The following is a 23,502-nucleotide window of genomic DNA, read 5'->3' as shown; positions in this document are numbered from 1 at the left end:
AATGAAAAAACTACTTTTCACACTATTTATTGGATTATTATCAATCGCACTTGTTGCCTGTGGGGGAAATGATGATGCAGGTAATGACGGAGATTCAAAAGAGGCTGAAGGAAACAAGAAGCTTGTTGTGGGTGCAACATTAGTTCCGCATGCTGAAGTACTCGAACAAGCGAAACCTTTATTAAAGGAAAAAGGAATTGACCTTGAAATAAAAGAGTTTACAGACTATATTTTACCGAATGTTGCTTTGCATGAAAAAGAAATTGATGCTAACTACTTCCAAACACCAGGATATTTGGACTTACAATTAAAGGATAACCCTAATTTTGATTTTGTAAGTGTAGCTGAAATTCACAAAGAGCCAATTGGTATTTATTCTAAAGAGTACCGCAATCTTAATGAACTTCCTGATGGCGCAAAAATCATCATGAGCAATTCATTCAGTGATCATGGACGTATACTACCGATATTTGAAAGAGAAGGAATCATCACTCTTAAAGAAGGTGTTGGTGATCAAGCAAGAGTAGAAGATATTGTAGACAATCCAAAGAATTTAGATTTCTCAACACTAATTGAAGCAAAACTACTTGCTACTTCTTTTGAAAACGGAGAAGGTGATGCGGTTGTTATCAACACTAACTACGCACTTGAAGGTGGCGTAAATATTGCCGAGGATGGAATCGCTTTTGAAGGCGATGACGTAGTACCAGCAAATCTTATTGTTGTTAACAAAGGTGATGAAGACCGCGAAGAAATTAAAGCATTGGTTGAAGTGTTAAAATCTGAAGAAATTCAGAAGTTTATCGAAGAAGAATATGCAGGTGCGGTAATTTCCGTACAATAATAATTATGAGAAGAAGAGAAGAAGCTATCTTAATCGGTAGCTTCTTTTCGTATTTTGAATATTACAAAGGAAAACGAAGTATAAGGCACTAATTCTATATTCAGTGCTCCTAGGGTATCAATTAACACTCAATAAGAAAAGGGATCCTCGATTCTTGGGGTATCTCGGCATTGAGGAAGATATTTGAAGGTGCTACCATAAGACTATGTTCAATTTGCTCTACCAAAAACCTTAGACGTATTGGTTAGGGCACAAAAAAATGAAGGGATTGGTTCAATATCAATCAAATCCGTTTGAATTATACGGGCGAAATGGAAAAGGCAATGCATCAGGCACATGGGATTGGCTATAAAGATTATTGTCGAAAGTTCAAAGAACGAATGCGCGTAGAGAAGAGTCGTGAACAGGAGTATAAACAAGGCCTAATGATTGTTGCCAGAATAGATCATAGAGTAAATATCTAAATAGAAGGTAGCTAAGGAACCCAGTGTATTGTCCACTGGGTTTTTATAATATAGAATGAATTATTTATATCTGTGAAAAATATAATCGTGTAAGTCAGTCTGAAAATTCTAATAGGGTACCTTCCTTCCTTACATATCTTTATAATTTATGTTATCTTAGTGTTGGACAAGATTTTAGGTGAAAAAATTTCATTTTGGCCTTATTTAAGTTCTCAAAAAATGAACTACGACAACAAAAAGCTCGGTATCAAATCTGTATAAATGTTGCTAATGTGTAAAGGTTGATATCACTTTGAATTTGTTATAAGATTGTAATGAGAATAAAATGAGAATGAAGTTTTGACTTAATTTGTCAATACTATACAAAATATTTTTTGTCTAATGGAGGTAGTAGTTATGGCAGGATCAACTTTAGTTATTAAGGATCTTCATGTCGAGATTGAAGGCAAGGAGATATTAAAAGGAGTTAACCTTGAAATAAACGGTGGAGAAATTCACGCTATTATGGGACCAAATGGTACAGGTAAATCCACATTATCATCTGCAATCATGGGTCACCCTAAATATGAGGTTACTAAAGGAAGCATTACACTAGATGGTGAAGATGTATTAGAAATGGAAGTAGATGAGCGTGCTCGTGCTGGTCTATTTTTAGCTATGCAATATCCAAGTGAAATTAGTGGCGTTACAAACGCTGACTTCCTTCGTTCTGCAATTAATGCACGTCGTGAAGAAGGTGATGAAATTTCATTAATGAAATTCATCCGTACGATGGACAAAAACATGGAAAAGCTTGAAATGGATCCTGATATGGCTCAACGTTACCTAAACGAAGGCTTCTCAGGTGGAGAAAAGAAACGTAATGAAATCTTACAATTAACTATGCTCGAGCCTAAGATTGCAATCCTTGATGAAATTGACTCAGGACTTGACATTGATGCATTGAAAGTCGTTTCTAAAGGAATTAATGATATGCGCGGAGAAGAGTTTGGTTGCTTAATCATCACTCACTACCAACGCTTACTTAACTATATTACACCAGATAAAGTGCATGTTATGATGCAAGGTCGTGTTGTTAAATCTGGTGGTCCAGAACTGGCACAACGTCTAGAAGCAGAAGGATACGACTGGATTAAGCAAGAACTAGGAATTGAAGATGAAACTGTAGGTCAAGAAGCGTAAGCGTTAGGAGGATTATTATGACAATCGATACGAAATTACCATTTGATAAGGACTATGTCAGAGGTTTTTCGTCTACTCTTGGTGAACCAAGTTGGCTACAGGAACTTCGCTTACAAGCTCTTGAAAAAGCAGAAGACCTACCAATGCCAAGACCAGATAAAACAAAAATTGATAAATGGAACTTTACGCAATTTGCTAATCATGTTGTGGAAAGTGCTCCTTACAACTCAATTGACGAACTACCTGAAGAAATCAAATCATTAATTCATGTTGAAGAAGAAAAAAACATATATATCCAACGAAATAACACTCCAGCCTTCATTTCTCTTACAGAGGAAGTAAAAAAGAGTGGTGTTATTTTTACGGATATCCATACAGCTGCACGTGAACATAGCGATCTTCTACAAAAGTACTTCATGACAGAAGCAGTTAAAGTTGATGAAAATCGTCTAACTGCCTTACATGCAGCGTTAGTAAATGGCGGGGCTTTCGTTTATGTTCCTAAAAACGTAGAAGTAACAGTACCTTTGCATGCGGTATTTATTCAAGAGAATAATGAAGCTGCACTATTTAATCACGTAATTGTTGTGGCGGAAGATAATAGCTCAGTTACTTACGTTGAAAACTATATTTCTACAACTGATTCTGTAAACACAGTTGTAAACATTGTTTCAGAAGTTATTACAGGAAACAATGCCAAAGTTACATATGGTGCTGTTGATTCCTTAGCAACTGGAAACACTACCTATGTAACTCGTCGCGGTGTAATTGGTCGTGATAGTAAAGTGGAATGGGCGCTTGGACTTATGAATGATGGTGATACCATTTCTGAAAATATTACCCTATTAGTTGGAGATGGCTCATACGCTGATACAAAGACAGTTGTTGTAGGGCGAGGCGAACAAAAGCAAAACTTTACTACAAGAATTACTCACCAAGGTAAGAATTCTGAAGGCTATATTCTAAAACATGGTGTTATGAAAGATAGTGCAAGCTCTATCTTCAATGGTATTGGACATATTGAACACGGTGCATCTAAGTCAAATGCTGAACAAGAATCAAGAGTATTAATGCTTAGTGAAAAAGCTCGTGGAGATGCGAACCCAATTCTACTTATCGATGAAGATGATGTAACAGCAGGTCACGCTGCATCTGTAGGTAGGGTTGACCCACTTCAATTATATTATTTAATGAGCCGCGGTATTCCTCAGGAGGAAGCAGAGCGCTTAGTTATCCATGGATTCCTTGCTCCAGTTGTAAACCAACTTCCGATTGAAGGAGTTAAGAAGCAACTTGTTGAGATAATTGAAAGGAAAGTAAAATAATGAATATCCAAGATATTCGTTCAATGTTCCCAATCTTAGATCAAGAGGTCAATGGTAACCCACTTGTCTATCTAGACAGTGCTGCTACATCTCAAAAACCTGTTACGGTAATTGAAGCACTTGATCGCTACTATCGAGAATATAACTCTAATGTACATCGCGGAGTTCATACTCTTGGTACTAAGGCAACTGATGCATATGAAAATTCCCGTGAAAAGGTTCGTAAATTTATCAACGCATCTTCAATGCAAGAGATTATTTTCACCCGGGGAACAACTACTGCAATTAATACAATTGCAGAGAGCTATGGGCGAGATAATCTTCAAGAAGGCGATGAAATAGTTATTACGTATATGGAGCACCATGCCAACATTATTCCTTGGCAACAAATTGCGAAACGCACTGGTGCGAAATTGAAATATATTCCTCTACAAGAGGATGGATCAATTGACATTAAGGATGTTGAAGCAACTGTAACAAATCAAACAAAGATTGTTTCAGTAATGATGGTTTCTAACGTTCTTGGAACAATCAATCCGATTAAAGAAATTACCGAAATTGCACACCGTAACGGGGCAATCATGGTTGTCGATGGTGCTCAAGCTGCTCCACATTTGAAAATCGACGTTAAAGACCTAAATTGCGACTTCCTTGCTTTTTCAGGTCATAAAATGTGTGGACCAACTGGCATCGGTGTGTTATATGGTAAGAAAGCATTACTTGAAAAAATGGTGCCAGTTGAAACTGGCGGAGAAATGATTGATTTCGTTGACCTTTACGAGTCTACATGGAAAGAGCTTCCGTGGAAATTCGAAGCAGGAACACCAATTATCGCTGGAGCCATTGGATTAGGGGCTGCAATTGACTTTCTAGAGGATATTGGTCTTGATAATATTCTCGAGTATGAGCACAAATTAGCAGATTATGCAGTTGAAAGACTGTCTCAGATTGAGGGATTAACAATCTACGGACCCAAACATCGTGCAGGACTAGTGACCTTCAATATTGAAGATGTTCATCCACATGATGTTGCAACAGTATTGGATGCTGATGGTATTGCTGTTAGAGCGGGTCATCACTGTGCTCAACCATTAATGAAATGGTTAAAGGTATCTGCTACCGCTCGTGCAAGTTTTTACCTCTATAATACAGAAGAAGAAATTGATAAACTAGTTGAAGGACTCATAAAAACGAAGGAGTATTTCAGCAATGGATTCTAAAATAAATCTTGATACCTTGTACCGACAGGTGATAATGGATCATTATAAAAAGCCTAGAAATCGTGGAGTTATTCAAGATGGCGCGTTAACAATTGATATGAATAATCCTACCTGTGGCGACCGCATTCATCTTACGTTAAAAGTAGATGATGGCATTGTTCAAGATGCAAAATACGATGGTGAGGGATGTTCAATCTCAATGTCGTCAGCTTCAATGATGACCCAGGCGATTAAAGGTAAAAAAATTGAAGATGCACTTAAAATGTCACAAATCTTCTCGGACATGATGTTAGGAAACGAATATGATGATAACATTGATTTAGGCGACATTGAAGCACTTCAGGGCGTTTCGAAATTCCCAGCACGCATCAAATGTGCGACATTAGCATGGAAAGCGATGGAAAAGGGATTTAAGAGCGAAAGAAATGAATCGTGAGCAATCTTTCTTAATATCTTGTTAAGAGGAAGCCTCACATAGAATGGAGTGAAGTAGAATGGCAAAGAAAATGCCTGAAATTGGCGATTATAAATATGGCTTTGCAGATAAAGACGTTTCCATCTTCCGTTCAGAACGTGGTTTAACTAAGGAAATTGTTGAAGAAATCTCTCGCATGAAGGAAGAACCTCAATGGATGTTAGATTTCAGACTTAAATCCTTAGAGCATTTTTACAACATGCCTATGCCACAATGGGGTGGAGACCTAAATAGTTTAAACTTTGATGAGATTACGTATTATGTAAAGCCTTCTGAGAAATCCGAAAAGTCTTGGGATGAAGTTCCTGAAGAAATCAAAGCAACATTTGATAAACTAGGGATTCCAGAAGCTGAACAAAAATACCTTGCTGGTGTATCTGCTCAGTACGAATCAGAGGTTGTTTACCATAATATGAAAGAAGACCTTGAAGATCTAGGAATTGTATTTAAGGATACAGATTCAGCTCTTAAAGAAAATGAAGATATTTTCCGTGAGCACTGGGCTAAGGTTATTCCTCCAACTGACAATAAATTCGCAGCATTGAACTCAGCTGTTTGGTCTGGTGGATCATTCATCTACGTACCACCAGGTATAAAAGTTGATACACCGCTTCAAGCATATTTCCGTATCAACTCTGAAAACATGGGGCAATTCGAGCGTACCCTAATTATTGTTGATGAAGGCGCGAGTGTACATTATGTTGAGGGATGTACAGCACCTGTTTATACAACAAACTCACTACACAGTGCAGTTGTTGAAATCATTATTAAAAAAGACGCTTATTGCCGTTATACGACTATCCAAAACTGGGCAAACAACGTGTTTAACCTAGTTACAAAGCGTGCAGTTTGTGATGCTAACGCAACAATGGAATGGGTCGATGGTAACATTGGTTCGAAATTAACAATGAAATACCCTGCGGTTATCCTTCGTGGTGAAGGAGCTCGTGGTATGACACTTTCTATCGCTATCGCTGGTAAAGGTCAACACCAAGATGCTGGTGCGAAAATGATGCACCTCGCGCCAAATACGACTTCATCCATTGTTTCGAAATCTATTTCAAAACATGGTGGTAAAGTAACGTACCGTGGAATTGTACACTTTGGTCGCAAAGCTGATGGTGCTCGTTCAAATATCGAATGTGATACGTTAATTATGGATAATCAATCAACTTCTGATACAATCCCTTATAACGAAATCTTAAATGATAATATTTCATTAGAGCACGAAGCTAAGGTTTCAAAGGTATCTGAAGAACAATTATTCTATCTAATGAGCCGTGGTGTTTCTGAGCAAGAAGCAACAGAAATGATTGTAATGGGCTTCATTGAACCATTTACAAAAGAGCTTCCAATGGAATACGCGGTTGAAATGAACCGCTTAATCAAGTTCGAAATGGAAGGTTCTATTGGTTAATAAGATACATGTAATAACTCGCTTGGAAAGCTCTCAAGCGAGTTATTTTTGTACATAAATTGATTTCATTGTATGTAGTAGGATTGCCATAGGTTAAAATGTAAGGTGATAGCAATACTTAAGTCTCTGATGCGTGCCTTTTACAAGATTTCGCAAGGTAAGACCCCTAATGCTTGCCTTTTACAAGCTTTCGCAAATAAGAGGGTAACGCAAGTGCAAATTGCATGCACACCTGCCCACTCCATCAACCTACAAACCAAACGTTATTCAAAGCAGGCAGAAACTAAAATTTAAACGGAGGTGAGACGATGATTTATATCGGTGTAACCGGCTGGGGTGATCATGACAGTCTGTATGCTGCTGGAACCCCACCAGGTGACAAACTAAAGGAATATGCAGGTCATTTTCCGATTGTGGAGGTGGATGCATCTTTCTATGCGATTCAACCAAAACGCAATGTGGAGAAGTGGGTGAAAGACACTCCGGGATCCTTTCAATTCATAGTAAAAGCCTATCAAGGGATGACTGGTCATCAGCGTGGAGAAATTCCATTTGAATCAAAAAAAGATATGTTTGATGCCTTTCGTTTGTCACTTGAACCTTATCAGAGAGTAAATAAACTCGCCATGGTTTTATTTCAATTTCCACCATGGTATGATTGTAAACGTGAAAATGTTGATTACCTCAGATGGTGTAAACAGGAAATGGGAGACATTCCAGTGGCTCTTGAATTTCGTCATCAATCATGGTTTTCGCCGCAACTTTATGATCAAACTTTAAAATTTATGCAACAAGAAGGGTGGATTCATAGCATTTGCGATGAACCACAGGCAGGGTCTGGTTCAATTCCAACTGTTCTCCATCCAACAAATCAACAGAAAACACTCGTGCGATTTCACGGTCGTAATATCCACGGTTGGACAAAGCCGAAAGAAGGCAATTGGCGTGAAGTACGTTATCTATACAGATATAATAAAGAAGAACTAGAGCAATGGACTGAACACATTCAAAACTTATCCAAATCAACTGAAGCGATGTATGTGTTATTTAATAATAACTCAGGCGGAGATGCAGCAGATAATGCAAAGCAGTTTATCGATATGCTTGGCATTGAATATCTCGATCTAGCTCCACGACAACTAGACTTTTTTAGTTGATACTCTACATGCTAGTAACAAGGAGGAGGTGAAAGGATTGATTGAAACACTACATATCTATCACACCAACGATCTTCATAGTCATTTTGATCGCTGGCCTAAAATAACAAAGTATATAACAGAAATGCGTCAGCTCCACAAACAAAATCATGAAGAAATGCTTTTGCTGGATATTGGGGATCATATTGACCGCTTTCATCCAATATCAGAAGCTTCTCATGGGAAAATAAATGTAGAGTTATTAAACCAGCTACAATACGATTACGCAACAATCGGAAACAATGAGGGGATTACGATGTCTTATGAACATCTCGATACCCTATATGATAATGCTGAATTTAAGGTGTTACTCGCAAACCTATTTGATAGGAATGGAAATCTACCAAACTGGGCAAAGCCTTATGATATTCATGTCTTACCAAGTGGCTTTAGAATCGGAATAATCGGTTTAACAGTACATTACATAGCATTATATAAGTTACTAGGCTGGAACATCAAAAATCCTTTAGTCGTATTACAAGAAACGCTTGACGAGCTCAAAGATAAAACAGACATGATACTATTGATGTCACATTTAGGGATCAATGATGATGAACAAATCGCAAGAGAATTCCCTGAGGTGGACGTTCTTCTCGGAGCTCATACGCATCACCTCTTTGAAGAAGGCAAACGAATCAATAACACACTGCTATGCTGTGCTCAAAAGTACGGGAACTACATAGGACATGTCACCCTTAAAATTGATACGGAGCAAAAAAAGCTTTTCGAGAGTACTGCTGCTGTTATCTCAACAAAATCACTTCCAGAAAGTACCGAAACGAATGAAATCCTTTCACAGTATTTAGAAGAAAGTACACAAGTTCTACAAAATGACGTTATAGCGAAAATAAAACAACCATTAAAAAGTGACTGGTTCTCGGAGACTTCATTTTCGAGGCTTTTAGCTCAGGTGCTCCGTGAGTGGTGCGAAGGAGACATATCAATGGTGAACGCCGGGTTGTTACTTGATTCACTTCCAATTGGGTATGTCACAAGAGAGGATCTGCATCGAATCTGTCCACATCCTATCAACCCTTGTAAGGTTTGGCTAAAAGGCGATGAATTGAAGGAAATCATTTTACAGGCAAATACTGAGGAAATGGTAAACCTTAAAATAAAGGGTCTAGGCTTTCGTGGCGAGGTGATGGGGAAAATGGTGTATGATGGAGTGGAAATTGAAACAACAAAGCTCTCGGATGGTTTAAACCATATTACCGATATAAAAATTAACGGTCATGAGCTTGAACCGGACAGAACATATTCAATCGCTACTGTGGACATGTTTACGTTTGGCTTACTTTTTCCAGGTATACGAGATGCAAAAGATAAAAAATATTTCATGCCAGAACTCCTACGGGATCTTTTAGCTGAAAAAATAAAAGAAATCGGTCAAATGGTCTAATGCAAACAGCCAAAAGAAGTAGCAAAAGATAAGACTATGACAAGCACCCATTTCTAACACAATTCTGTTCCTTATACATAAATTAATATGGAAAGGAGTGTGCTAGGAATGGTCTCAATGACACCAATCATAATTGATAATCATCAATTTACAGCCATTACCGTTAAACTTCCTAAGACGAATTTTATGGCAGTCACAAACGAAAATGGCTATATCATGTGTGGAGCTCTTGATGTTGCACTGTTGAATGAAAAACTTAAAGAACGAGGCATAATTGCTGGTAGGGCTGTTGGTGTTCGTACAATCGAGCAATTACTTGATGCCCCTCTTGAATCAATTACCATAGAAGCCGAAAACCGAGGTATTACAGTTGGTATGAAAGGCAAAGATGCCTTATTAAAAATGATTTAAACGACAACACCTGAGAGGGTATTCCATATAGACTCATCTGTAACATTTGCATAAAAAAGTTATCGTACATCCCCCCTTACTTGCATACATATAGCTTGTAAGGGGGGATATTCGTTTTGGCTAAATACAGAGGTCACCTGCATCTTAGAAGGAAAGGGCCCTTGCCTTTTCGATACGTCTTTTTATTAACGATTGTCTTTTTTATTGCCTCCACTGTAATAGGAGTATATATAGTTAACAAAGCGATTGAACCTGCACTAATCGCTTATGCGGAAAACGAAACAAAAAAAATGGCAGCAAGTGTCATTAAGAATGCAATTAACCAACAATTAAATGAGCAAGAACTAGTCCAAGAGGATTTAAGTATTGTACAGACGGATGAGAATGGAAAGGTGATTAGCTACAATACACAAGTTGTTAATAAAATGGCGACAAATACCCTCGGAAATATAGAGAGGTATTTGAAATACGTAAATGAGGGGGATATGAGTAAACTAGATCACCCTGATTTAGAAATTGAAACAAATGAAGTGACCGGGCAAACGGGTTTTGTTTTTAAAGTCCCTCTCGGAGAAGCGACAAACAATGCTATATTGGGTAATCTAGGTCCAGAAATTCCGATTCGCTTTCATATGATTGGGTTTGGTGAGACAACGCCACAAGGAAGAATCGACGAATGGGGTATTAATAATGGCTGGTTCCAATATAATGTTTTGGCAACAGTGACCATGCAGGTTATTTTACCATTTACGACGGGTGAGGTTGAAATTGAAACAGTAATCCCAGTTATTAACCAAAACATATTGCATGAAGTTCCGGAATTTTATAATAATGGCGGTGAATCTTCACCTTCTATAGAGTTCCCGGGAAATTAGTAAAAAATACTATACTAGAATAGTTGAATAGTAGGTTGAAATACATTATACTACTAGATGAATCTAAAATTTAATAAACCACCTTATCGGATCGATGGGGTAGAGGTGCGGGAAATATGAGTATACTATGTGAGGATGACAACTGTGATCATAGTGGAAAGGATTTTTCGCCGAAGCAAAAATAGACTCGTCAATGTTATTTTTGTTGGGGTTGCCTTGAAAAAGGGTAACACTGTCATTATAGAAACTTTCTATAATGGAGGGCTACTGATCGTGATGGAGGATAACATAACATTACCGTAAGAGTAATGATAGTTATTTTCTATCATTTACTCTTTTTTTATTTGCAAAAAAATAGAGTATCTTCTTTCACCACTTACGCCCTCCATTAACTATTATACTTGGAGGAACTCATCATGTCTGGAACGATTTATTCAATTATCCCACCTATTATTGCCCTTCTTATGGTTATCTTAACCCGAAGAGTTTTACTGTCACTTGGAGTCGGAATTGTATCGGCTGCATTTGTCCTACATGGAAATATTCTGAAAAATGACGGTGTCGGTGCTTGGCTCAAAGAAATTGTGCTGACCATCTGGAACAGTATAAAAGCAGTTTTTGTATCGGATGGCGCACTTAACACTTGGAATGTCTATATTATTTTATTCCTTTTTCTATTAGGTATTATAACAGCTTTTATTTCAATTTCTGGTGGTAGCCGTGCCTTTGGAGAATGGGCACAAACAAAAGTAAAGTCAAGAACTGGTTCACAATTATTGGCTGCAGTTCTAGGCATTCTTATTTTTATTGACGATTATTTCAATGCCTTGGCAGTTGGACAAGTGAGCAGACCGATTACAGACCGTAATCGTGTATCACGTGCAAAACTTGCTTATATCATTGATTCAACATCTGCACCTATTTGTGTCGTATCTCCAATCTCAAGTTGGGGGGCTTATATAATCGCTATCTTAGCCCCGATTCTAGCAACACACGGTGTAGCTGAGTATTCACCTTTATCTGCATTTATTCATATGATTCCATTGAATCTATATGTAGTAGTTTCAATACTAATGGTAATAGCAGTAGCAGTTTTTAATATAAATATTGGTAGTATGAAAACACACGAAGATCGAGCGATAACAACTGGTGAGGTTACAGATCCAGATAAGCCAGTTTTGGGGGAGTTAAAACAAGAATTACCTCAAAGTGAGAAAGGTTCTGTTGGTGATTTAGTATGGCCGATTATTGCTTTAGTAGTCGGGACAGTTGGATCTTTACTTTGGACAGGCTATAAGGCTTCTGAAGGAGCTATTACGATTTTTACGATTTTCGAAAATACAGATGTAACAGGGTCACTATTAAATGGTGGAATTCTAGGTATCATTGTGACACTTATCTTGTTCTTTGTTCAGGTTTATGGAAAGAAGGCTTTAGGTGTCGGACTTCTTCCTAAGGGAGCACTTGAAGGCGTAAAATCAATGTTACCAGCCGTTTACATTCTCGTTTTTGCATGGGTTATTGTAGACTTAATTGGTCAACTTGAAACTGGAAAATATCTAGCTGGTCTAGTTGAACAGTCTAATTTGAATCTTGCATTTTTACCGGTCATTCTTTTTATCGTAGCAGGCTTTATGGCTTTTGCTACTGGAACGTCTTGGGGTACTTTTGGTATGATGCTTCCAATTGCAGGGGATATTGCAGCATCTTCAGATATTAACTTAATGCTTCCAGCTTTAGCTGCTGTTTTAGCAGGCGCTGTCTTTGGAGACCATTGCTCACCGATTTCAGATACAACAATCCTATCCTCTACAGGAGCGGGAAGTCATCATATAGATCACGTGATGACCCAACTTCCTTATGCGATTACTTCTGCAGTGATTGCAGGAATAGGATATATAGTACTAGGACTAACTGACAGTAGTTTATTAGGATTGCTTACTGCTTTAGTATTAGTTGTTGTTTTTGTTTTCACCATGAAAAACAAACAAAAAGCGTAAAAATTATTATTCAAAATTTAAGAGAGAATCCTAAATAGTATGCTAAAGACAAGGGGAAAAGAACCCTTGTCTTCTTTTTGTGAAATGTAATTTGAATTTTAAAATAACTTTTGACATAGAGAGAAAGACTGGCTATACTAATAAATAGATTATAGAAAATAATCTGAAAATATTAAAATTTCCAACATAAGCCTAGTACTAAACGACTAATACGGTAACGGGCTAAAGTGGAAAAGGGGAGGTTTATTTATGGATAATCGTCCACAATGGGGGACGCGATTAGGCTTCATATTAGCTGCAGTAGGGTCAGCAGTCGGATTGGGTAACATTTGGCGATTCCCAGCGGTTGCGTATGAAAATGGTGGCGGCGCTTTCTTCCTTCCATATCTATTTGCCTTACTTACTGCAGGTATTCCATTGTTAATAATGGAATTTACAATTGGTCACAAATATCGCGGATCAGCACCACTATCGTTATCGAGAGTAAGCAAAGGAAAAGAATGGATTGGTTGGTGGCAAGTAGCAATCTCATTCGTAATTGCGACTTACTATGCCGTCATTGTTGCTTGGGCTATGTCTTATTCAGTGTTTTCTTTTGGCCAAAAATGGGGAGATGACACCGGTGGTTTCTTAATGGGTGAGTACCTAAACCGTATTGATTTAGCTGGTGGAGAAATTGGCCAGTTTGGTAGCATTGTACCCGGAGTATTCATTCCATTAGTAATTGTTTGGGTTGTTGCATTAGGTGTTTTATTTGCGGGAGTTAAAAGAGGAATCGAAATGGCGAATCGAATTATGATTCCTACATTATTGGTCTTATTTTTAATTATTGTTGTACGTGCAATTACATTAGACGGTGCTGCTGAAGGCTTAAATGCATTCTTTACTCCGGACTGGTCAAAAATTACTGATGGTAAGGTTTGGGTAGCAGCGTATGGACAAATTTTCTTTAGTTTATCAATTGCCTTTGCCATTATGATTACTTATTCAAGTTATTTACCTAAGAAATCGGATGTAACAAATAATGCATTTATTACTGGATTTGCAAATTCAAGCTTTGAATTGTTAGCAGGTATCGGCGTATTTAGTATTTTAGGATTCATGGCCGTCTCACAAGGAATGGGTGTAGATGAGGTTGTTTCGGCAGGTGTCGGATTGGCTTTCGTTGTATTCCCGCAGATTATTAACGAACTGCCGGCATTTAATGGATTCTTTGGATTCTTATTCTTTGGATCGCTAGTTTTAGCTGGATTAACATCATTGATTTCCATTGTTGAAACTTTTGTTGCTGGTGTTCAGGAGAAATTTAATATCTCTCGTACAAAATCAGTTGCATTAGGCGGTGGTTTAGCAGCTTTAATCTCTTTAGTTTTCGCAACGCAAGGTGGACTATTCTTCCTAGATACTGCGGATTACTTTATCAATAACTTCGGTGTTGCTTTAGCGGGATTAATTGAAGTTGTTGCAATTGCTTGGTTCGCAAAAGAACTTAAGAATCTTCAAAGCCATGCTGATGGCATTTCAGACATTAAGCTAGGTATGTGGTGGAGATTAAGCTTAGGTGTCATTACACCTGTCGTTCTAGGTTATATGATGTTTGATAATCTACGCCAAAACCTTACTTCCGAATATGAAGGATATCCGAGGGAATTTATATTCAATTGGGGCTGGACCGTCGCAATCGGTGCAATTCTCATTGGTGCATTGTTCGCAATTAAAAAGTGGAACACTGCCAAGGTTGAGGTGAAATCTAGCAAGGAGGTATCACATTAATGGGTACTAGTGCAATTGTGATGATGATTATCGGTATTATAATCATTTGGGGAGGTCTGGCAGCAAGTATAACGCATGCTGTTAAAAAATCAAAACAAGCTAAATAAGGTTAACAAAATAGATTATAAAAAGAGGGTCAAAAATTTGAACGGTAAAAAGGCTGTGGTAATCCTACCACAGCCTTTAATAAATTATCGTTTTCTCGATTTACGTTCTTCTCTTTCCCATGCTCGTAGGTGTGGGTACGGATCAAAGGACCATTCTGTATACCCATTATCTTTGTACATACCATAGTGTAAATGAGGAGGGAATTTCCCTGCTGTACCTGGTGGACCGTAACCAGAGCTACCAACAGAGCCAATGACTGTACCTGGCTCAACAACCTGACCGATTGCAATATCCTTTGCAAAGCCGTTTAAATGAGCATAATAGTGATATGTATTATTCACATCACGAACTCCAATACGCCATCCACCGTAACGATTCCATCCCTTCATTTCAATAACTCCATAGGATGTTGCTCTTACGGGAGTTCCATAACTTGCAAAAATGTCAGTGCCCTCATGCATTCTTCGGCCACCCCAACCACGAGCATCCCCCCATGTATTTTTATAACTATGATTATAACCAAGAGGCACAGGAAAGGCGTGTTTATCTAGGTCTAAGGTGCCGTATGTTGAATAAATCTTAGCAATCCCCATAATGAGTGAAACGGACTTATCTCGTTTGTAATAGTCCCATAAGCCAATTTTTAAATTATCGGGATCTGTTCCATACGACAGAATTTGATCTGAAATCGTAAGTAAAATATCTTCATCATTTGTTTGATCGGCGACACCATCACCGTTACCGTCGAGTCCAATACCTCCGAATAGATGAATGCTATATGGATTAGAGTCATTCGGATTTGGATTTAAAGCTCCAGCCCAAATCTCAGGTTTAATGTAGATCCCAATTAATCCAGTTTCCTTTGGAATATCTTTACGCGCACGACGAATACTCCTTTCATATTGATCAATAGCAGCATAATAGTACCAAGGAATTTGAGTAACAGTTTCCATCTTCGTATAGAGATTCATTCTTTCCTGTAAGATTTTCTGTTGTTCTTCATTTGCGCTAGCGTTAATAGGTATTCCAGTTAGTAGCAAACAAATTACAACTACGATACCAAGTTTTTTATTCACGCACGAAAATCTCCTTTCCATTGCTAATAAGTTCTTAAAAGGACATTTATCTGAGTCGAAAACTCCTATTTTTACTGGAAAATATATCTGATATAATTGGCTCTTCCTTGATAGTTTGTTTTATCCATCAGATTTTCATAATCGCTAATTGTTGGAAGGCAAATAAAAACAATAAATGCGAATACTTGGATTCTTTAGTTCGTTAGGAGTATAATAGGGTTAGCCTTTGCAATGGAGTGATGAAGTATGTCAAAAAAACAAGAATATCTTCGAAAGCCTGAATGGCTCAAAATAAAACTGAATACGAATGAAAATTATACTGGCTTAAAGAAAATGATGCGAGAAAAACAATTACATACCGTTTGTGAAGAAGCAAAATGTCCTAATATTCATGAATGCTGGGCTGTTCGTAAGACAGCAACTTTCATGATTCTTGGTGATACATGTACTCGTGCCTGTCGCTTCTGTGCAGTTAAAACCGGACTTCCTAATGAGTTAGATTGGAAGGAACCTGAGCGTGTAGCAGATTCTGTCGCAATGATGGGATTAAAGCATGTTGTTGTTACCGCTGTTGCTCGCGATGATTTAAAGGATGGGGGAGCTGCAGTATTTGCAGAAACAGTTCGTGCAATTCGTAAAAAGAACCCATTTACATCAATTGAAGTGTTACCGTCTGATATGGGTGGAGTCTACGAAAACCTCAAAACATTAATGGACGCTAAGCCTGATATCATGAATCATAATATCGAAACGGTTCGCCGTTTATCAGATCGTGTACGTGCCCGAGCAAAATATGATCGTTCACTTGAGTTTTTAAGACGTGCGAAAGAAATGAATCCCGATATTCCAACAAAATCAAGTATTATGATTGGTCTTGGTGAAACCAAGGAAGATATTATTGAAACAATGGACGACCTTCGTGCAAACAATGTTGATATTATGACAATCGGTCAGTACTTACAACCGACGAAAAAACACCTGAAGGTAGAAAAATACTACCATCCAGATGAGTTTGCAGAATTAAAAGAGATTGCATTAAGTAAGGGCTTCAGTCATTGTGAAGCAGGACCACTTGTACGATCTTCTTATCATGCCGACGAGCAAGTGAATGCGGCTAAATCAAATAAACAACTTAAGCAAGCATAAAAAAGGGGGATAATAATCCCCCTTTTTCTAATTGAGAAGTGTTCTACTCATACTGCTATTGATTTCCCTTTTGCAGCAGTTCTTTCCCAACACCTCTTTTTTCATCCTCGTTTTGCTCTCTATTCCCAACTGTTCCACCTATTCCAGTATCGTGTTCATCTCCACCCTCAGTACCAATACTTGGGTTCTTGAGGAATTCTTGGTCTTCCCTTGCTCTACGCTCATATTCAGGGTTCAGTCCACCATTGATTTCCCCATTTTCATTTTCTCCATCACTTAATTTATAGCCTTGTGGAGACTTTATCATTTGTTTGATTGTGGAAGTAATGATTTGGTCAACATTACGACTGTCTGAATCAAGTCTGCCGAAACGTTCTATTTGCTCCATCATGCTTGGGTCATCAGAAACATACACATGATAAAATCTTGGGACCACAGAGAGTGCGGCGCGTTTTACTTGGTCTGCAATTACGACACGATCTTTGGAATCGGTATCATATGCAACTAAGACTTCTTCATCAGTGACCAGAGTACCTACATCATTAACATTTGGTATAGTCGTACAGATTTTACTAATTAAATCTGCAACTGCTTCCCGATCCATTGAAGGCAACTTATTATATACATTCGCATCGCCTGGTACAGGGCTTTTTTGGTGACGAACATAGCCAAAGTTCGTCATTTCTTTACCCTTGTTTTTGACTCCATTTTCATTGTATAGCTCGTTTTGGTCTACGCGATATATTGAGTTTCCACTCTCATGGTAGACTCCAGCATTGTTGTCATCTGTAGCCCCACATCCTGATAAAGCGGTCAAGGCTACTAAACCTGAAATGATTGTGTATTTTTTCAATCTTGACACCCCCTCATTTGTAGGGTGGCCATTTTATCAAAAATTTCGCATAGTAATTGATGGGTTGATTGGCTATAATGGAAATATAGTAATGTGTTGAACATCCTCTAAAAGGGGTAAGAGGTGAAATTAGTGATTAGCATAAATAATAGTACATATGAGCTTGTTGATGAGCTAAAAGATGGATTTAATGAAGAGGCCTTTCGTGCAAGATATAGTGATATCCTTTCGAAATATGATTATATTGTCGGTGATTGGGGATATGAACAACTCAGGTTAAAGGGCTTTTTTGACGATAAGAATCAAAAAGCATCTTTTGATACCAAAATTAGTACGCTTTCTGAGTATTTATACGAATACTGTAATTTTGGTTGTGCTTATTTTGTTCTAAAAAAGGTAAAAAATAAATAAGTACAGGCTAATGAGGGCCTGTACTTTTCTTATGCAGAATTACGTCCAGCTCTAGGCGCCACCGGCTTGAGTTCTTAAGCCAATCGCTTCGGATGGTTGTGCTCGTCTTAAGCTTGACTTGCACAGGACAAGGAACGCTTCGACAGCATAATCATCGCACGAAGAAAATGCAAAGCATTTTCGAGGAAGTGCTGACATCAACGTTCGCCACAGGACGTGGCGGTCGTTAGTCGATGTTCCTTATGAACGGGGGCGCCTTGCGTTTTTATATCAATCATAAGGTGGTTCGGCATTTTCATCCTTGTCATCATGCGTAGGATGCGCACCAGGGAATTGTCTAGGGAGGTCTTGATGAAGTGATTTGAATTCATAATTAAAGTTGCTATAGGTTCGTTGCCCTTCTTCCCATGGCGTGCTCTTGTTCTCTACCGGTGTGTCTTTTCCTCGTGGTGTGCCATATGGCCCCTCTGGATATTCCTCAAACGTTAGGAAATTTCTCATGGTTTCCACATTTGAAAAATCCGTATACGTAACTTCTTCTTTGTCTCTGTTCTTATCTGCCACCTGAAAACACCTCACTTCTTGGTTATAGTGTCTTCACGCGTTTATCAAAATATGTTAGACAATTTCATACAGGAATGAGCGCAGTTCCTCAGCTTCTTCCTCTGTTAGTTGGTAGGCATGTTCAATATAACCTGGCTCGTCAAGGTCGTCTCTTCCAATAATCGCAAATCTGTTGCTTAGAATATTTAATACAATTTGCTTACCATAATAGCGATCAGATCTAATAATGGCCAAATCGTACCGCTGGTGTTCTCCCATAAAACTTACAAAGCGTGTTTGTGTATCAATCGTATCATCATATAAGAAAAAACGCTCAGTCATAACGTAAGAGTCCCCTTTTTAAAATCAGTTATTTACAATAATCATATCAAACGTTTCCAAAATAGAAAACGAATTCATCTAAACAAAATGGGATACCATGAATGAAGATTAACTTTATGATAGAATAGAGTGGTAATCATAAGTAAATATGTGAACTATAAATAGAAGGTGATACCATGTATTTTGTTGACCGAGAAAAAATTGAAAGAACCCTTCTTTTTTACAAAGAGAACTTAGAATTGTTAGAAGCGGAAAAAAATTGGACAAGTCCTCTCGAAAAAAAAGCATTGGAGCGGGTTTCCCATCTTGTAATTGAAGCGATTTTAGATATCGGTAATTCGATGATTGACGGCTTTATTATGCGTGACCCTGGAAGCTACGAAGATATAATTGATATACTAGAGGATGAAAAGGTGGTTACTACGAAAGCAGCTAATGATCTAAAAGAGATCATTCGATTCCGAAAAGTGATTGTTCAAGATTACCTTGAAATTAATCATAACGAATTAATTTCAAGCTTACAAAAAAATAAAGATAGCCTTGTGACATTTCCACAAGCAGTTCGAACCTACTTAGAAAACGAACTAGGACCAGTCTCAGCATTTAAAAACTAATAAAAGGTGATTGAAGTAGTGAAAAGATATAAAGGATACTTAATTGATTTAGACGGAACGATGTATCTCGGAACAGAGCGCATTAATGAAGCATGTGATTTCGTTAATGCCTTAAACGAGAAAAAAATCCCATATTTATTTGTAACAAATAATTCCTCTAGGACACCGGCACAAGTTGCAGCAAAGCTTCGTGATTTTGATATTGCTTGTACAGAAGACCAGGTGTTTACAACAAGCCAAGCTACGGCAAATTATATGTACGATTTAAAACAAGGTGACACTGTTTACGTAATTGGTGAAGAAGGAATTCGTAAAGCATTAGAAGATAAGGGTTTCACAATCAAAGAAGAGAACCCTGATTTCGTTGTTGTTGGAATTGATCGCTCAGTTACATATGAAAAGTTCGCGCTTGCTTGTCTAGCTGTTCGCAACGGTGCGACATTTATTTCAACAAATGGTGATATTTCAATTCCAACTGAAAGAGGATTTTTGCCGGGGAATGGATCTTTAACTTCAGTTGTTACTGTTTCAACAACAGTGCAACCCATTTTCATCGGAAAGCCTGAAAAGGTAATCATGGAGCAGGCACAAAAGAAACTAGGCATTGCAAAAGAGGATACATTGATGATAGGGGATTATTATGATACTGACATCATGGCAGGTATGAACGCCGGTATTGATACATTACTCGTTCATACAGGTGTTACAACACCAGCCCTTTTAAAAGGATATGACCGAAAGCCAACATATGCGATTAACAGTTTAAAAGAATGGATGGATCGAATATAAAAAACGCTCAATTGAGCGTTTTTTATATGGATAAAAGTACTCCAATAATTCCACTTCTGGTGAAATAATTTGTATACCAGCATACCATTAATATCCAATAAAAATGGACCAAATCATAGGATCTGGTCCACTTTTTTCTTATTCAACATTTGCTGCTCTATGGGCTAAACGGCTAGAAGCTGCTGCCGCAATTGCACCAACAATATCATCTAAAAAGGTATGACATTCCCCAGTTGATTTATCGTTTAAACGAGCTAAGATACCAGGTTTTTTCTTATCGATATAGCCATAGTTTGTAAAGCCGATTGACCCATAAACATTTACAATGGAAAATGCAAGAATCTCATCAACTCCATAAAGGCCTTCATCTACCTTTATTGTTGAAAGAAGTGGTTCCTCGAGTAAGCCTTTTTCAGCAAGTTTATCTAATTGAATCCCGGTTAACACTGCATTTTGAATTTCACGCTTTGTTAGAACACGATCTACGTTATGAATACAATCCTCCATTTTTAAATCTGGGTGATATTTGCTTTGTAGAAAGTGTACTAGTTCCGCAATATCTTGAATGGTAACGCCTCTTTCTTCTAGCCATTTTCTAGCAGTTCGTTCAATATCATTCATTTTATTTTCTTCACTCATCATGTCACCTAATTTCTTCTGATTTCAGAATAATTTTTCTACTATTTTCTAGTTTACCACAAGTAATCGGGTTTTGTTTCATATAGATGGAATATACAGATAAAGGCGTAGTTATATAGTATGTGCGAGGGGCGATAATTTATGAAAGAAACACTTAAAGAAAAATACAACTTAAAAGCGGAACGAATGGTGAATGCATTTGGTTATGAAGCTTTCATCTACCGAAGTATAGTATATTGTATTGTTCCAATAGGAAATTTGGAACAGGAAGAACTGTATGAAATTAAATATCTTAGTGATTTTATGATTCAAAAAGGAGATATCAGGGTAGGCTCACTCTTACTCACAACAGATGGAGAGTTAAGCACTATTCTTAATAATGAAGAGGTTGTCGTTATCAGATGTCCTGTATTAAATCACAGAATTACTAATTCATTGGGTTATGAATTAGCCCGTTTCCATAAAAGAGGCAGAACCTTTCCATATCAGGTAAGCAAGGTCAATCGAATTGGTCAATGGAAATACCTCTGGGAAAAAAGAGTAGACCAAATGGAATTATTTTGGAAGGAAAAGGTGAATCAACATCCAGATAATCATTTTGAAACATTATTTGTTGAGTCCTTTCCATATTATATCGGTTTAGCGGAAAATGCCATCCAATACCTTGTGGATACAGAGATAGATGAACCACCTACTCCAATTGATTCTGCAACTATTTGCCATCACCGATTTACGGAGAACACTTGGAATAAAGATTCATTTACAAAGCTTCCAACAGATTGGGTGTTTGATCATTATACTAGGGATTTAGCAGAATTTATACGTGGTCAATATGTAAGTGGACAGTCAAAGCAGAACGCCCAAATTGTACATTTCTTAAGGGAATATGAACGGGTTAATCCTCTGTCTCCTTTTTCCTGGAGGCTACTCTATGCACGCCTCTTATTTCCGCTACACTACTTCGAATGTATTGAAGGATATTACATGACCGATTCAGATATACAGAGGGAAAAGCAGCTTCACAGATTAGAATCTATCCTGACACATTCGAGTGAGAATGAACATTTTTTAGCCACCTTTTTATCGAATGTAGGTGTTGATAAGAAAAGAGTCAATATTCCTAGTATTGATTGGCTCCAAAAATAAAGAGAATATGGTACTATAAAAACATCGAAACAATACCAACTATTTCTTAGAGGTGGAACATGACAAAGCCATATGTTTTTATTACCAGAAAACTTTCCAAAGAAACGATTCAACCACTGATGGAAGTAGCGGATGTACATATGTGGAATGAAGAGGAAAATGCTGTCCCGAGAGAAGTACTTCTTAAAGAGGCGGAAAAAGCGGATGCTCTTTTAACGATGCTGTCTGAAAAAGTTGATAAAGAACTGCTAGATGCAGCACCGAAGTTGAAGGTAATCGCCAATTTAGCGGTTGGCTTTGACAATATAGATGTAAAATATGCAAATCAGAAAGGAATTGCTATTTGCAATACACCCGATGTTCTTACAGACACTACCGCTGATTTAACTTTTGCGTTGTTGTTAGCAACTGCTCGAAGAATTGTTGAAGCAGCTGAATTTGTAAAAAAGGGACAGTGGAAAAGCTGGAGTCCCTTATTACTAGCTGGATACGATGTTCACCATAAAACGATTGGAATCGTCGGGATGGGCAAAATTGGGGAAGCGGTGGCAAAACGTGCAAGAGGATTTGAAATGAATATTCTTTACCATAACCGATCTCGCAATATGGAAGCAGAGGAACATACAGGTGCTTCCTATACATCGTTTGATGAATTGATTGAAACATCAGACTTTATTGTATGCCTGACTCCATTAACAGCGGAAACATTAGGAATGTTCACGCGTGAAAGCTTTAAAAAAATGAAAAAATCTGCCGTCTTCGTTAATGTATCAAGAGGACCTGTTGTGGATGAAGAGGCTTTATATCATGCGCTTGTTGACGGTGAAATCGCTGCAGCAGGATTAGACGTATTTGTTCAAGAGCCTGTGGATGAGAAACATCCATTATTAACATTACCAAATGTTGTGGCATTACCTCACATTGGAAGCTCAAGCAAAGAAACGAGAAAAAATATGATGGAACTTTGTTGCAAGAATATTGAGCTAGTTCTTTGTGGACAACAACCTAAGACACTCGTAAACAAAGATTGGGGACTATCAGTTAAATAACTTCGATGGCACCTTCGTAAAGAAGGTGTTCTTTTATAGAAAGAATTTTTTTATAATAAAAATTTTTATAAAAAATTAGTGATTAAATCAAGGTGTTAAGCGTTTTCACAAAAGAACATTTAAAAAAACTCTTGTAATAACACCATATTACTACTATAATGTCCATTATAGAAAGACAAATGTATTTCTGAGGAATACATAG

Annotated in this window: 24 protein-coding genes, 1 pseudogene and 1 riboswitch; of the genes and pseudogenes, 20 read left to right on the top strand and 5 right to left on the bottom strand. The window is 37.7% G+C overall.

The annotated features are described in order from the left end of the window. Position 1: 1 nt before the first annotated feature. The 14 genes from CZ490_RS12890 to CZ490_RS12830 all read left to right on the top strand — a co-directional run bounded on the left by CZ490_RS12890 (position 2) and on the right by CZ490_RS12830 (position 14,691). On the top strand, positions 2–844 hold the full coding sequence (locus CZ490_RS12890) for a MetQ/NlpA family ABC transporter substrate-binding protein (protein ID WP_077619260.1): 843 nt from the start codon (positions 2–4) through the stop codon (positions 842–844). A gap of 293 nt (positions 845–1,137) precedes the next feature. Continuing rightward, entirely contained in the window at positions 1,138–1,308 is a 171-nt protein-coding gene (locus CZ490_RS22510; RefSeq protein WP_200801581.1) for a YuzK family famiily protein, read from the top strand. A 396-nt stretch (positions 1,309–1,704) separates the two neighbouring features. Continuing rightward, a complete protein-coding gene (gene sufC / locus CZ490_RS12885; RefSeq protein ID WP_077619259.1) occupies positions 1,705–2,490 on the top strand; it encodes a Fe-S cluster assembly ATPase SufC in 786 nt (261 codons plus the stop codon). 17 nt (positions 2,491–2,507) lie between these two features. After that, positions 2,508–3,815 carry a Fe-S cluster assembly protein SufD gene (gene sufD / locus CZ490_RS12880; protein ID WP_077619258.1) on the top strand — a complete coding sequence of 436 codons (1,308 nt, stop codon included), beginning with the start codon at positions 2,508–2,510 and terminating at the stop codon, positions 3,813–3,815. Next, positions 3,815–5,035 carry a cysteine desulfurase gene (locus tag CZ490_RS12875; RefSeq protein ID WP_077619257.1) on the top strand — a complete coding sequence of 407 codons (1,221 nt, stop codon included), beginning with the start codon at positions 3,815–3,817 and terminating at the stop codon, positions 5,033–5,035. The genes sufD and CZ490_RS12875 overlap by 1 nt, the downstream gene beginning before the upstream one ends. Continuing rightward, complete coding sequence (sufU, locus tag CZ490_RS12870; protein ID WP_077619256.1) at positions 5,025–5,471, top strand: Fe-S cluster assembly sulfur transfer protein SufU; 447 nt, start codon at positions 5,025–5,027, stop codon at positions 5,469–5,471. Before CZ490_RS12875 ends, sufU begins: the two co-directional genes overlap by 11 nt. A 58-nt stretch (positions 5,472–5,529) precedes the next feature. Further along, positions 5,530–6,927 carry a Fe-S cluster assembly protein SufB gene (gene sufB, locus CZ490_RS12865; RefSeq protein ID WP_077619255.1) on the top strand — a complete coding sequence of 466 codons (1,398 nt, stop codon included), beginning with the start codon at positions 5,530–5,532 and terminating at the stop codon, positions 6,925–6,927. 308 nt (positions 6,928–7,235) lie between these two features. Next, on the top strand, positions 7,236–8,084 hold the full coding sequence (locus CZ490_RS12860) for a DUF72 domain-containing protein (protein WP_077619254.1): 849 nt from the start codon (positions 7,236–7,238) through the stop codon (positions 8,082–8,084). Between the two features lie 37 nt (positions 8,085–8,121). After that, positions 8,122–9,525 carry a bifunctional metallophosphatase/5'-nucleotidase gene (locus tag CZ490_RS12855; RefSeq protein ID WP_077619253.1) on the top strand — a complete coding sequence of 468 codons (1,404 nt, stop codon included), beginning with the start codon at positions 8,122–8,124 and terminating at the stop codon, positions 9,523–9,525. Positions 9,526–9,633: 108 nt separating this feature from the next. Continuing rightward, positions 9,634–9,936 (top strand): YunC family protein, encoded by a 303-nt coding sequence (locus CZ490_RS12850; protein ID WP_077619252.1) that lies wholly within the window; start codon positions 9,634–9,636, stop codon positions 9,934–9,936. A gap of 161 nt (positions 9,937–10,097) precedes the next feature. Further along, positions 10,098–10,811 (top strand): sporulation protein YunB, encoded by a 714-nt coding sequence (gene yunB / locus CZ490_RS12845; RefSeq protein ID WP_159439951.1) that lies wholly within the window; start codon positions 10,098–10,100, stop codon positions 10,809–10,811. A 92-nt stretch (positions 10,812–10,903) separates the two neighbouring features. Continuing rightward, a riboswitch (Lysine riboswitch) is annotated at positions 10,904–11,086 on the top strand. 141 nt (positions 11,087–11,227) lie between these two features. Beyond that, positions 11,228–12,811 (top strand): Na+/H+ antiporter NhaC family protein, encoded by a 1,584-nt coding sequence (locus CZ490_RS12840; protein ID WP_077619250.1) that lies wholly within the window; start codon positions 11,228–11,230, stop codon positions 12,809–12,811. 249 nt (positions 12,812–13,060) lie between these two features. After that, complete coding sequence (locus CZ490_RS12835; protein ID WP_077619249.1) at positions 13,061–14,584, top strand: sodium-dependent transporter; 1,524 nt, start codon at positions 13,061–13,063, stop codon at positions 14,582–14,584. Further along, positions 14,584–14,691 carry a methionine/alanine import family NSS transporter small subunit gene (locus CZ490_RS12830; protein ID WP_077619248.1) on the top strand — a complete coding sequence of 36 codons (108 nt, stop codon included), beginning with the start codon at positions 14,584–14,586 and terminating at the stop codon, positions 14,689–14,691. Before CZ490_RS12835 ends, CZ490_RS12830 begins: the two co-directional genes overlap by 1 nt. Positions 14,692–14,775: 84 nt before the next feature. Here the strand turns inward: CZ490_RS12830 and CZ490_RS12825 are convergent, their stop codons facing one another. Beyond that, positions 14,776–15,768, bottom strand: a complete 993-nt coding sequence (locus CZ490_RS12825) for a M23 family metallopeptidase (RefSeq protein ID WP_234987231.1) — start codon at positions 15,766–15,768, stop codon at positions 14,776–14,778. Positions 15,769–16,014: 246 nt separating this feature from the next. On the opposite strand from CZ490_RS12825, the gene lipA reads away from it, so the two are divergent. Next, the gene (gene lipA / locus CZ490_RS12820) at positions 16,015–16,914 is read left to right on the top strand and encodes a lipoyl synthase (protein ID WP_077619247.1); all 900 of its coding nucleotides are present in this window, start codon (positions 16,015–16,017) and stop codon (positions 16,912–16,914) included. Positions 16,915–17,119: 205 nt separating this feature from the next. Here lipA and CZ490_RS12815 read toward each other — a convergent pair. After that, positions 17,120–17,767, bottom strand: a pseudogene (locus CZ490_RS12815) (YhcN/YlaJ family sporulation lipoprotein); the annotation flags it as partial. A gap of 132 nt (positions 17,768–17,899) precedes the next feature. On the opposite strand from CZ490_RS12815, the gene CZ490_RS12810 reads away from it, so the two are divergent. Continuing rightward, positions 17,900–18,178: a YutD family protein gene (locus tag CZ490_RS12810; RefSeq protein WP_077619245.1), complete on the top strand. Its 279-nt coding sequence runs from the start codon at positions 17,900–17,902 to the stop codon at positions 18,176–18,178. 270 nt (positions 18,179–18,448) lie between these two features. Here CZ490_RS12810 and CZ490_RS12805 read toward each other — a convergent pair whose 3' ends face one another. Next, positions 18,449–18,679 carry a cytosolic protein gene (locus CZ490_RS12805; RefSeq protein ID WP_077621055.1) on the bottom strand — a complete coding sequence of 77 codons (231 nt, stop codon included), beginning with the start codon at positions 18,677–18,679 and terminating at the stop codon, positions 18,449–18,451. A 117-nt stretch (positions 18,680–18,796) separates the two neighbouring features. Beyond that, a complete protein-coding gene (locus tag CZ490_RS12800) occupies positions 18,797–19,063 on the bottom strand; it encodes a DUF3055 domain-containing protein (protein WP_077619244.1) in 267 nt (88 codons plus the stop codon). A 176-nt stretch (positions 19,064–19,239) separates the two neighbouring features. On the opposite strand from CZ490_RS12800, the gene hepT reads away from it, so the two are divergent. Both hepT and CZ490_RS12790 read left to right on the top strand, forming a co-directional pair. Beyond that, positions 19,240–19,677, top strand: a complete 438-nt coding sequence (hepT, locus tag CZ490_RS12795; RefSeq protein ID WP_077619243.1) for a type VII toxin-antitoxin system HepT family RNase toxin — start codon at positions 19,240–19,242, stop codon at positions 19,675–19,677. Between the two features lie 18 nt (positions 19,678–19,695). Beyond that, positions 19,696–20,466: a TIGR01457 family HAD-type hydrolase gene (locus CZ490_RS12790; RefSeq protein ID WP_077619242.1), complete on the top strand. Its 771-nt coding sequence runs from the start codon at positions 19,696–19,698 to the stop codon at positions 20,464–20,466. A gap of 138 nt (positions 20,467–20,604) precedes the next feature. On the opposite strand, the gene CZ490_RS12785 is transcribed toward CZ490_RS12790, so the two are convergent. After that, positions 20,605–21,105 carry a phosphatidylglycerophosphatase A family protein gene (locus CZ490_RS12785; protein ID WP_200801579.1) on the bottom strand — a complete coding sequence of 167 codons (501 nt, stop codon included), beginning with the start codon at positions 21,103–21,105 and terminating at the stop codon, positions 20,605–20,607. Positions 21,106–21,246: 141 nt separating this feature from the next. Here CZ490_RS12785 and yutH point away from each other — a divergent pair, with 141 nt between their 5' ends. Continuing rightward, positions 21,247–22,251: a spore coat putative kinase YutH gene (gene yutH / locus CZ490_RS12780; protein ID WP_077619241.1), complete on the top strand. Its 1,005-nt coding sequence runs from the start codon at positions 21,247–21,249 to the stop codon at positions 22,249–22,251. A gap of 59 nt (positions 22,252–22,310) precedes the next feature. Continuing rightward, a complete protein-coding gene (locus CZ490_RS12775; protein ID WP_077619240.1) occupies positions 22,311–23,300 on the top strand; it encodes a 2-hydroxyacid dehydrogenase in 990 nt (329 codons plus the stop codon). Positions 23,301–23,502: the final 202 nt, after the last annotated feature.

This window comes from Litchfieldia sinesaloumensis (genome assembly GCF_900156865.1).
GTDB classification, from domain to species: Bacteria; Bacillota; Bacilli; order Bacillales; family Bacillaceae_L; genus Ferdinandcohnia; species Ferdinandcohnia sinesaloumensis.
The sequence above is the reverse complement of the archived record's forward strand: the minus strand, read 5'-3'. Positions and strand labels throughout refer to the sequence as shown.

Bases quoted from the DNA above. Each gene is read 5' to 3' on its own strand.
- CZ490_RS12890 (WP_077619260.1), top strand. From the start codon at position 2: ATGAAAAAACTACTTTTCACACTATTTATTGGATTATTATCAATCGCA.
- CZ490_RS12850 (WP_077619252.1), top strand. From the start codon at position 9,634: ATGGTCTCAATGACACCAATCATAATTGATAATCATCAATTTACAGCC.
- lipA (WP_077619247.1), top strand. From the start codon at position 16,015: ATGTCAAAAAAACAAGAATATCTTCGAAAGCCTGAATGGCTCAAAATA.
- CZ490_RS12840 (WP_077619250.1), top strand. From the start codon at position 11,228: ATGTCTGGAACGATTTATTCAATTATCCCACCTATTATTGCCCTTCTT.
- CZ490_RS12785 (WP_200801579.1), bottom strand. From the start codon at position 21,105: ATGAGTGAAGAAAATAAAATGAATGATATTGAACGAACTGCTAGAAAA.
- sufD (WP_077619258.1), top strand. From the start codon at position 2,508: ATGACAATCGATACGAAATTACCATTTGATAAGGACTATGTCAGAGGT.
- CZ490_RS12830 (WP_077619248.1), top strand. From the start codon at position 14,584: ATGGGTACTAGTGCAATTGTGATGATGATTATCGGTATTATAATCATT.
- sufC (WP_077619259.1), top strand. From the start codon at position 1,705: ATGGCAGGATCAACTTTAGTTATTAAGGATCTTCATGTCGAGATTGAA.
- CZ490_RS12860 (WP_077619254.1), top strand. From the start codon at position 7,236: ATGATTTATATCGGTGTAACCGGCTGGGGTGATCATGACAGTCTGTAT.
- sufB (WP_077619255.1), top strand. From the start codon at position 5,530: ATGGCAAAGAAAATGCCTGAAATTGGCGATTATAAATATGGCTTTGCA.
- yutH (WP_077619241.1), top strand. From the start codon at position 21,247: ATGAAAGAAACACTTAAAGAAAAATACAACTTAAAAGCGGAACGAATG.
- CZ490_RS12775 (WP_077619240.1), top strand. From the start codon at position 22,311: ATGACAAAGCCATATGTTTTTATTACCAGAAAACTTTCCAAAGAAACG.
- CZ490_RS12800 (WP_077619244.1), bottom strand. From the start codon at position 19,063: ATGACTGAGCGTTTTTTCTTATATGATGATACGATTGATACACAAACA.
- CZ490_RS12875 (WP_077619257.1), top strand. From the start codon at position 3,815: ATGAATATCCAAGATATTCGTTCAATGTTCCCAATCTTAGATCAAGAG.
- hepT (WP_077619243.1), top strand. From the start codon at position 19,240: ATGTATTTTGTTGACCGAGAAAAAATTGAAAGAACCCTTCTTTTTTAC.
- sufU (WP_077619256.1), top strand. From the start codon at position 5,025: ATGGATTCTAAAATAAATCTTGATACCTTGTACCGACAGGTGATAATG.
- CZ490_RS12835 (WP_077619249.1), top strand. From the start codon at position 13,061: ATGGATAATCGTCCACAATGGGGGACGCGATTAGGCTTCATATTAGCT.
- CZ490_RS12805 (WP_077621055.1), bottom strand. From the start codon at position 18,679: ATGAGAAATTTCCTAACGTTTGAGGAATATCCAGAGGGGCCATATGGC.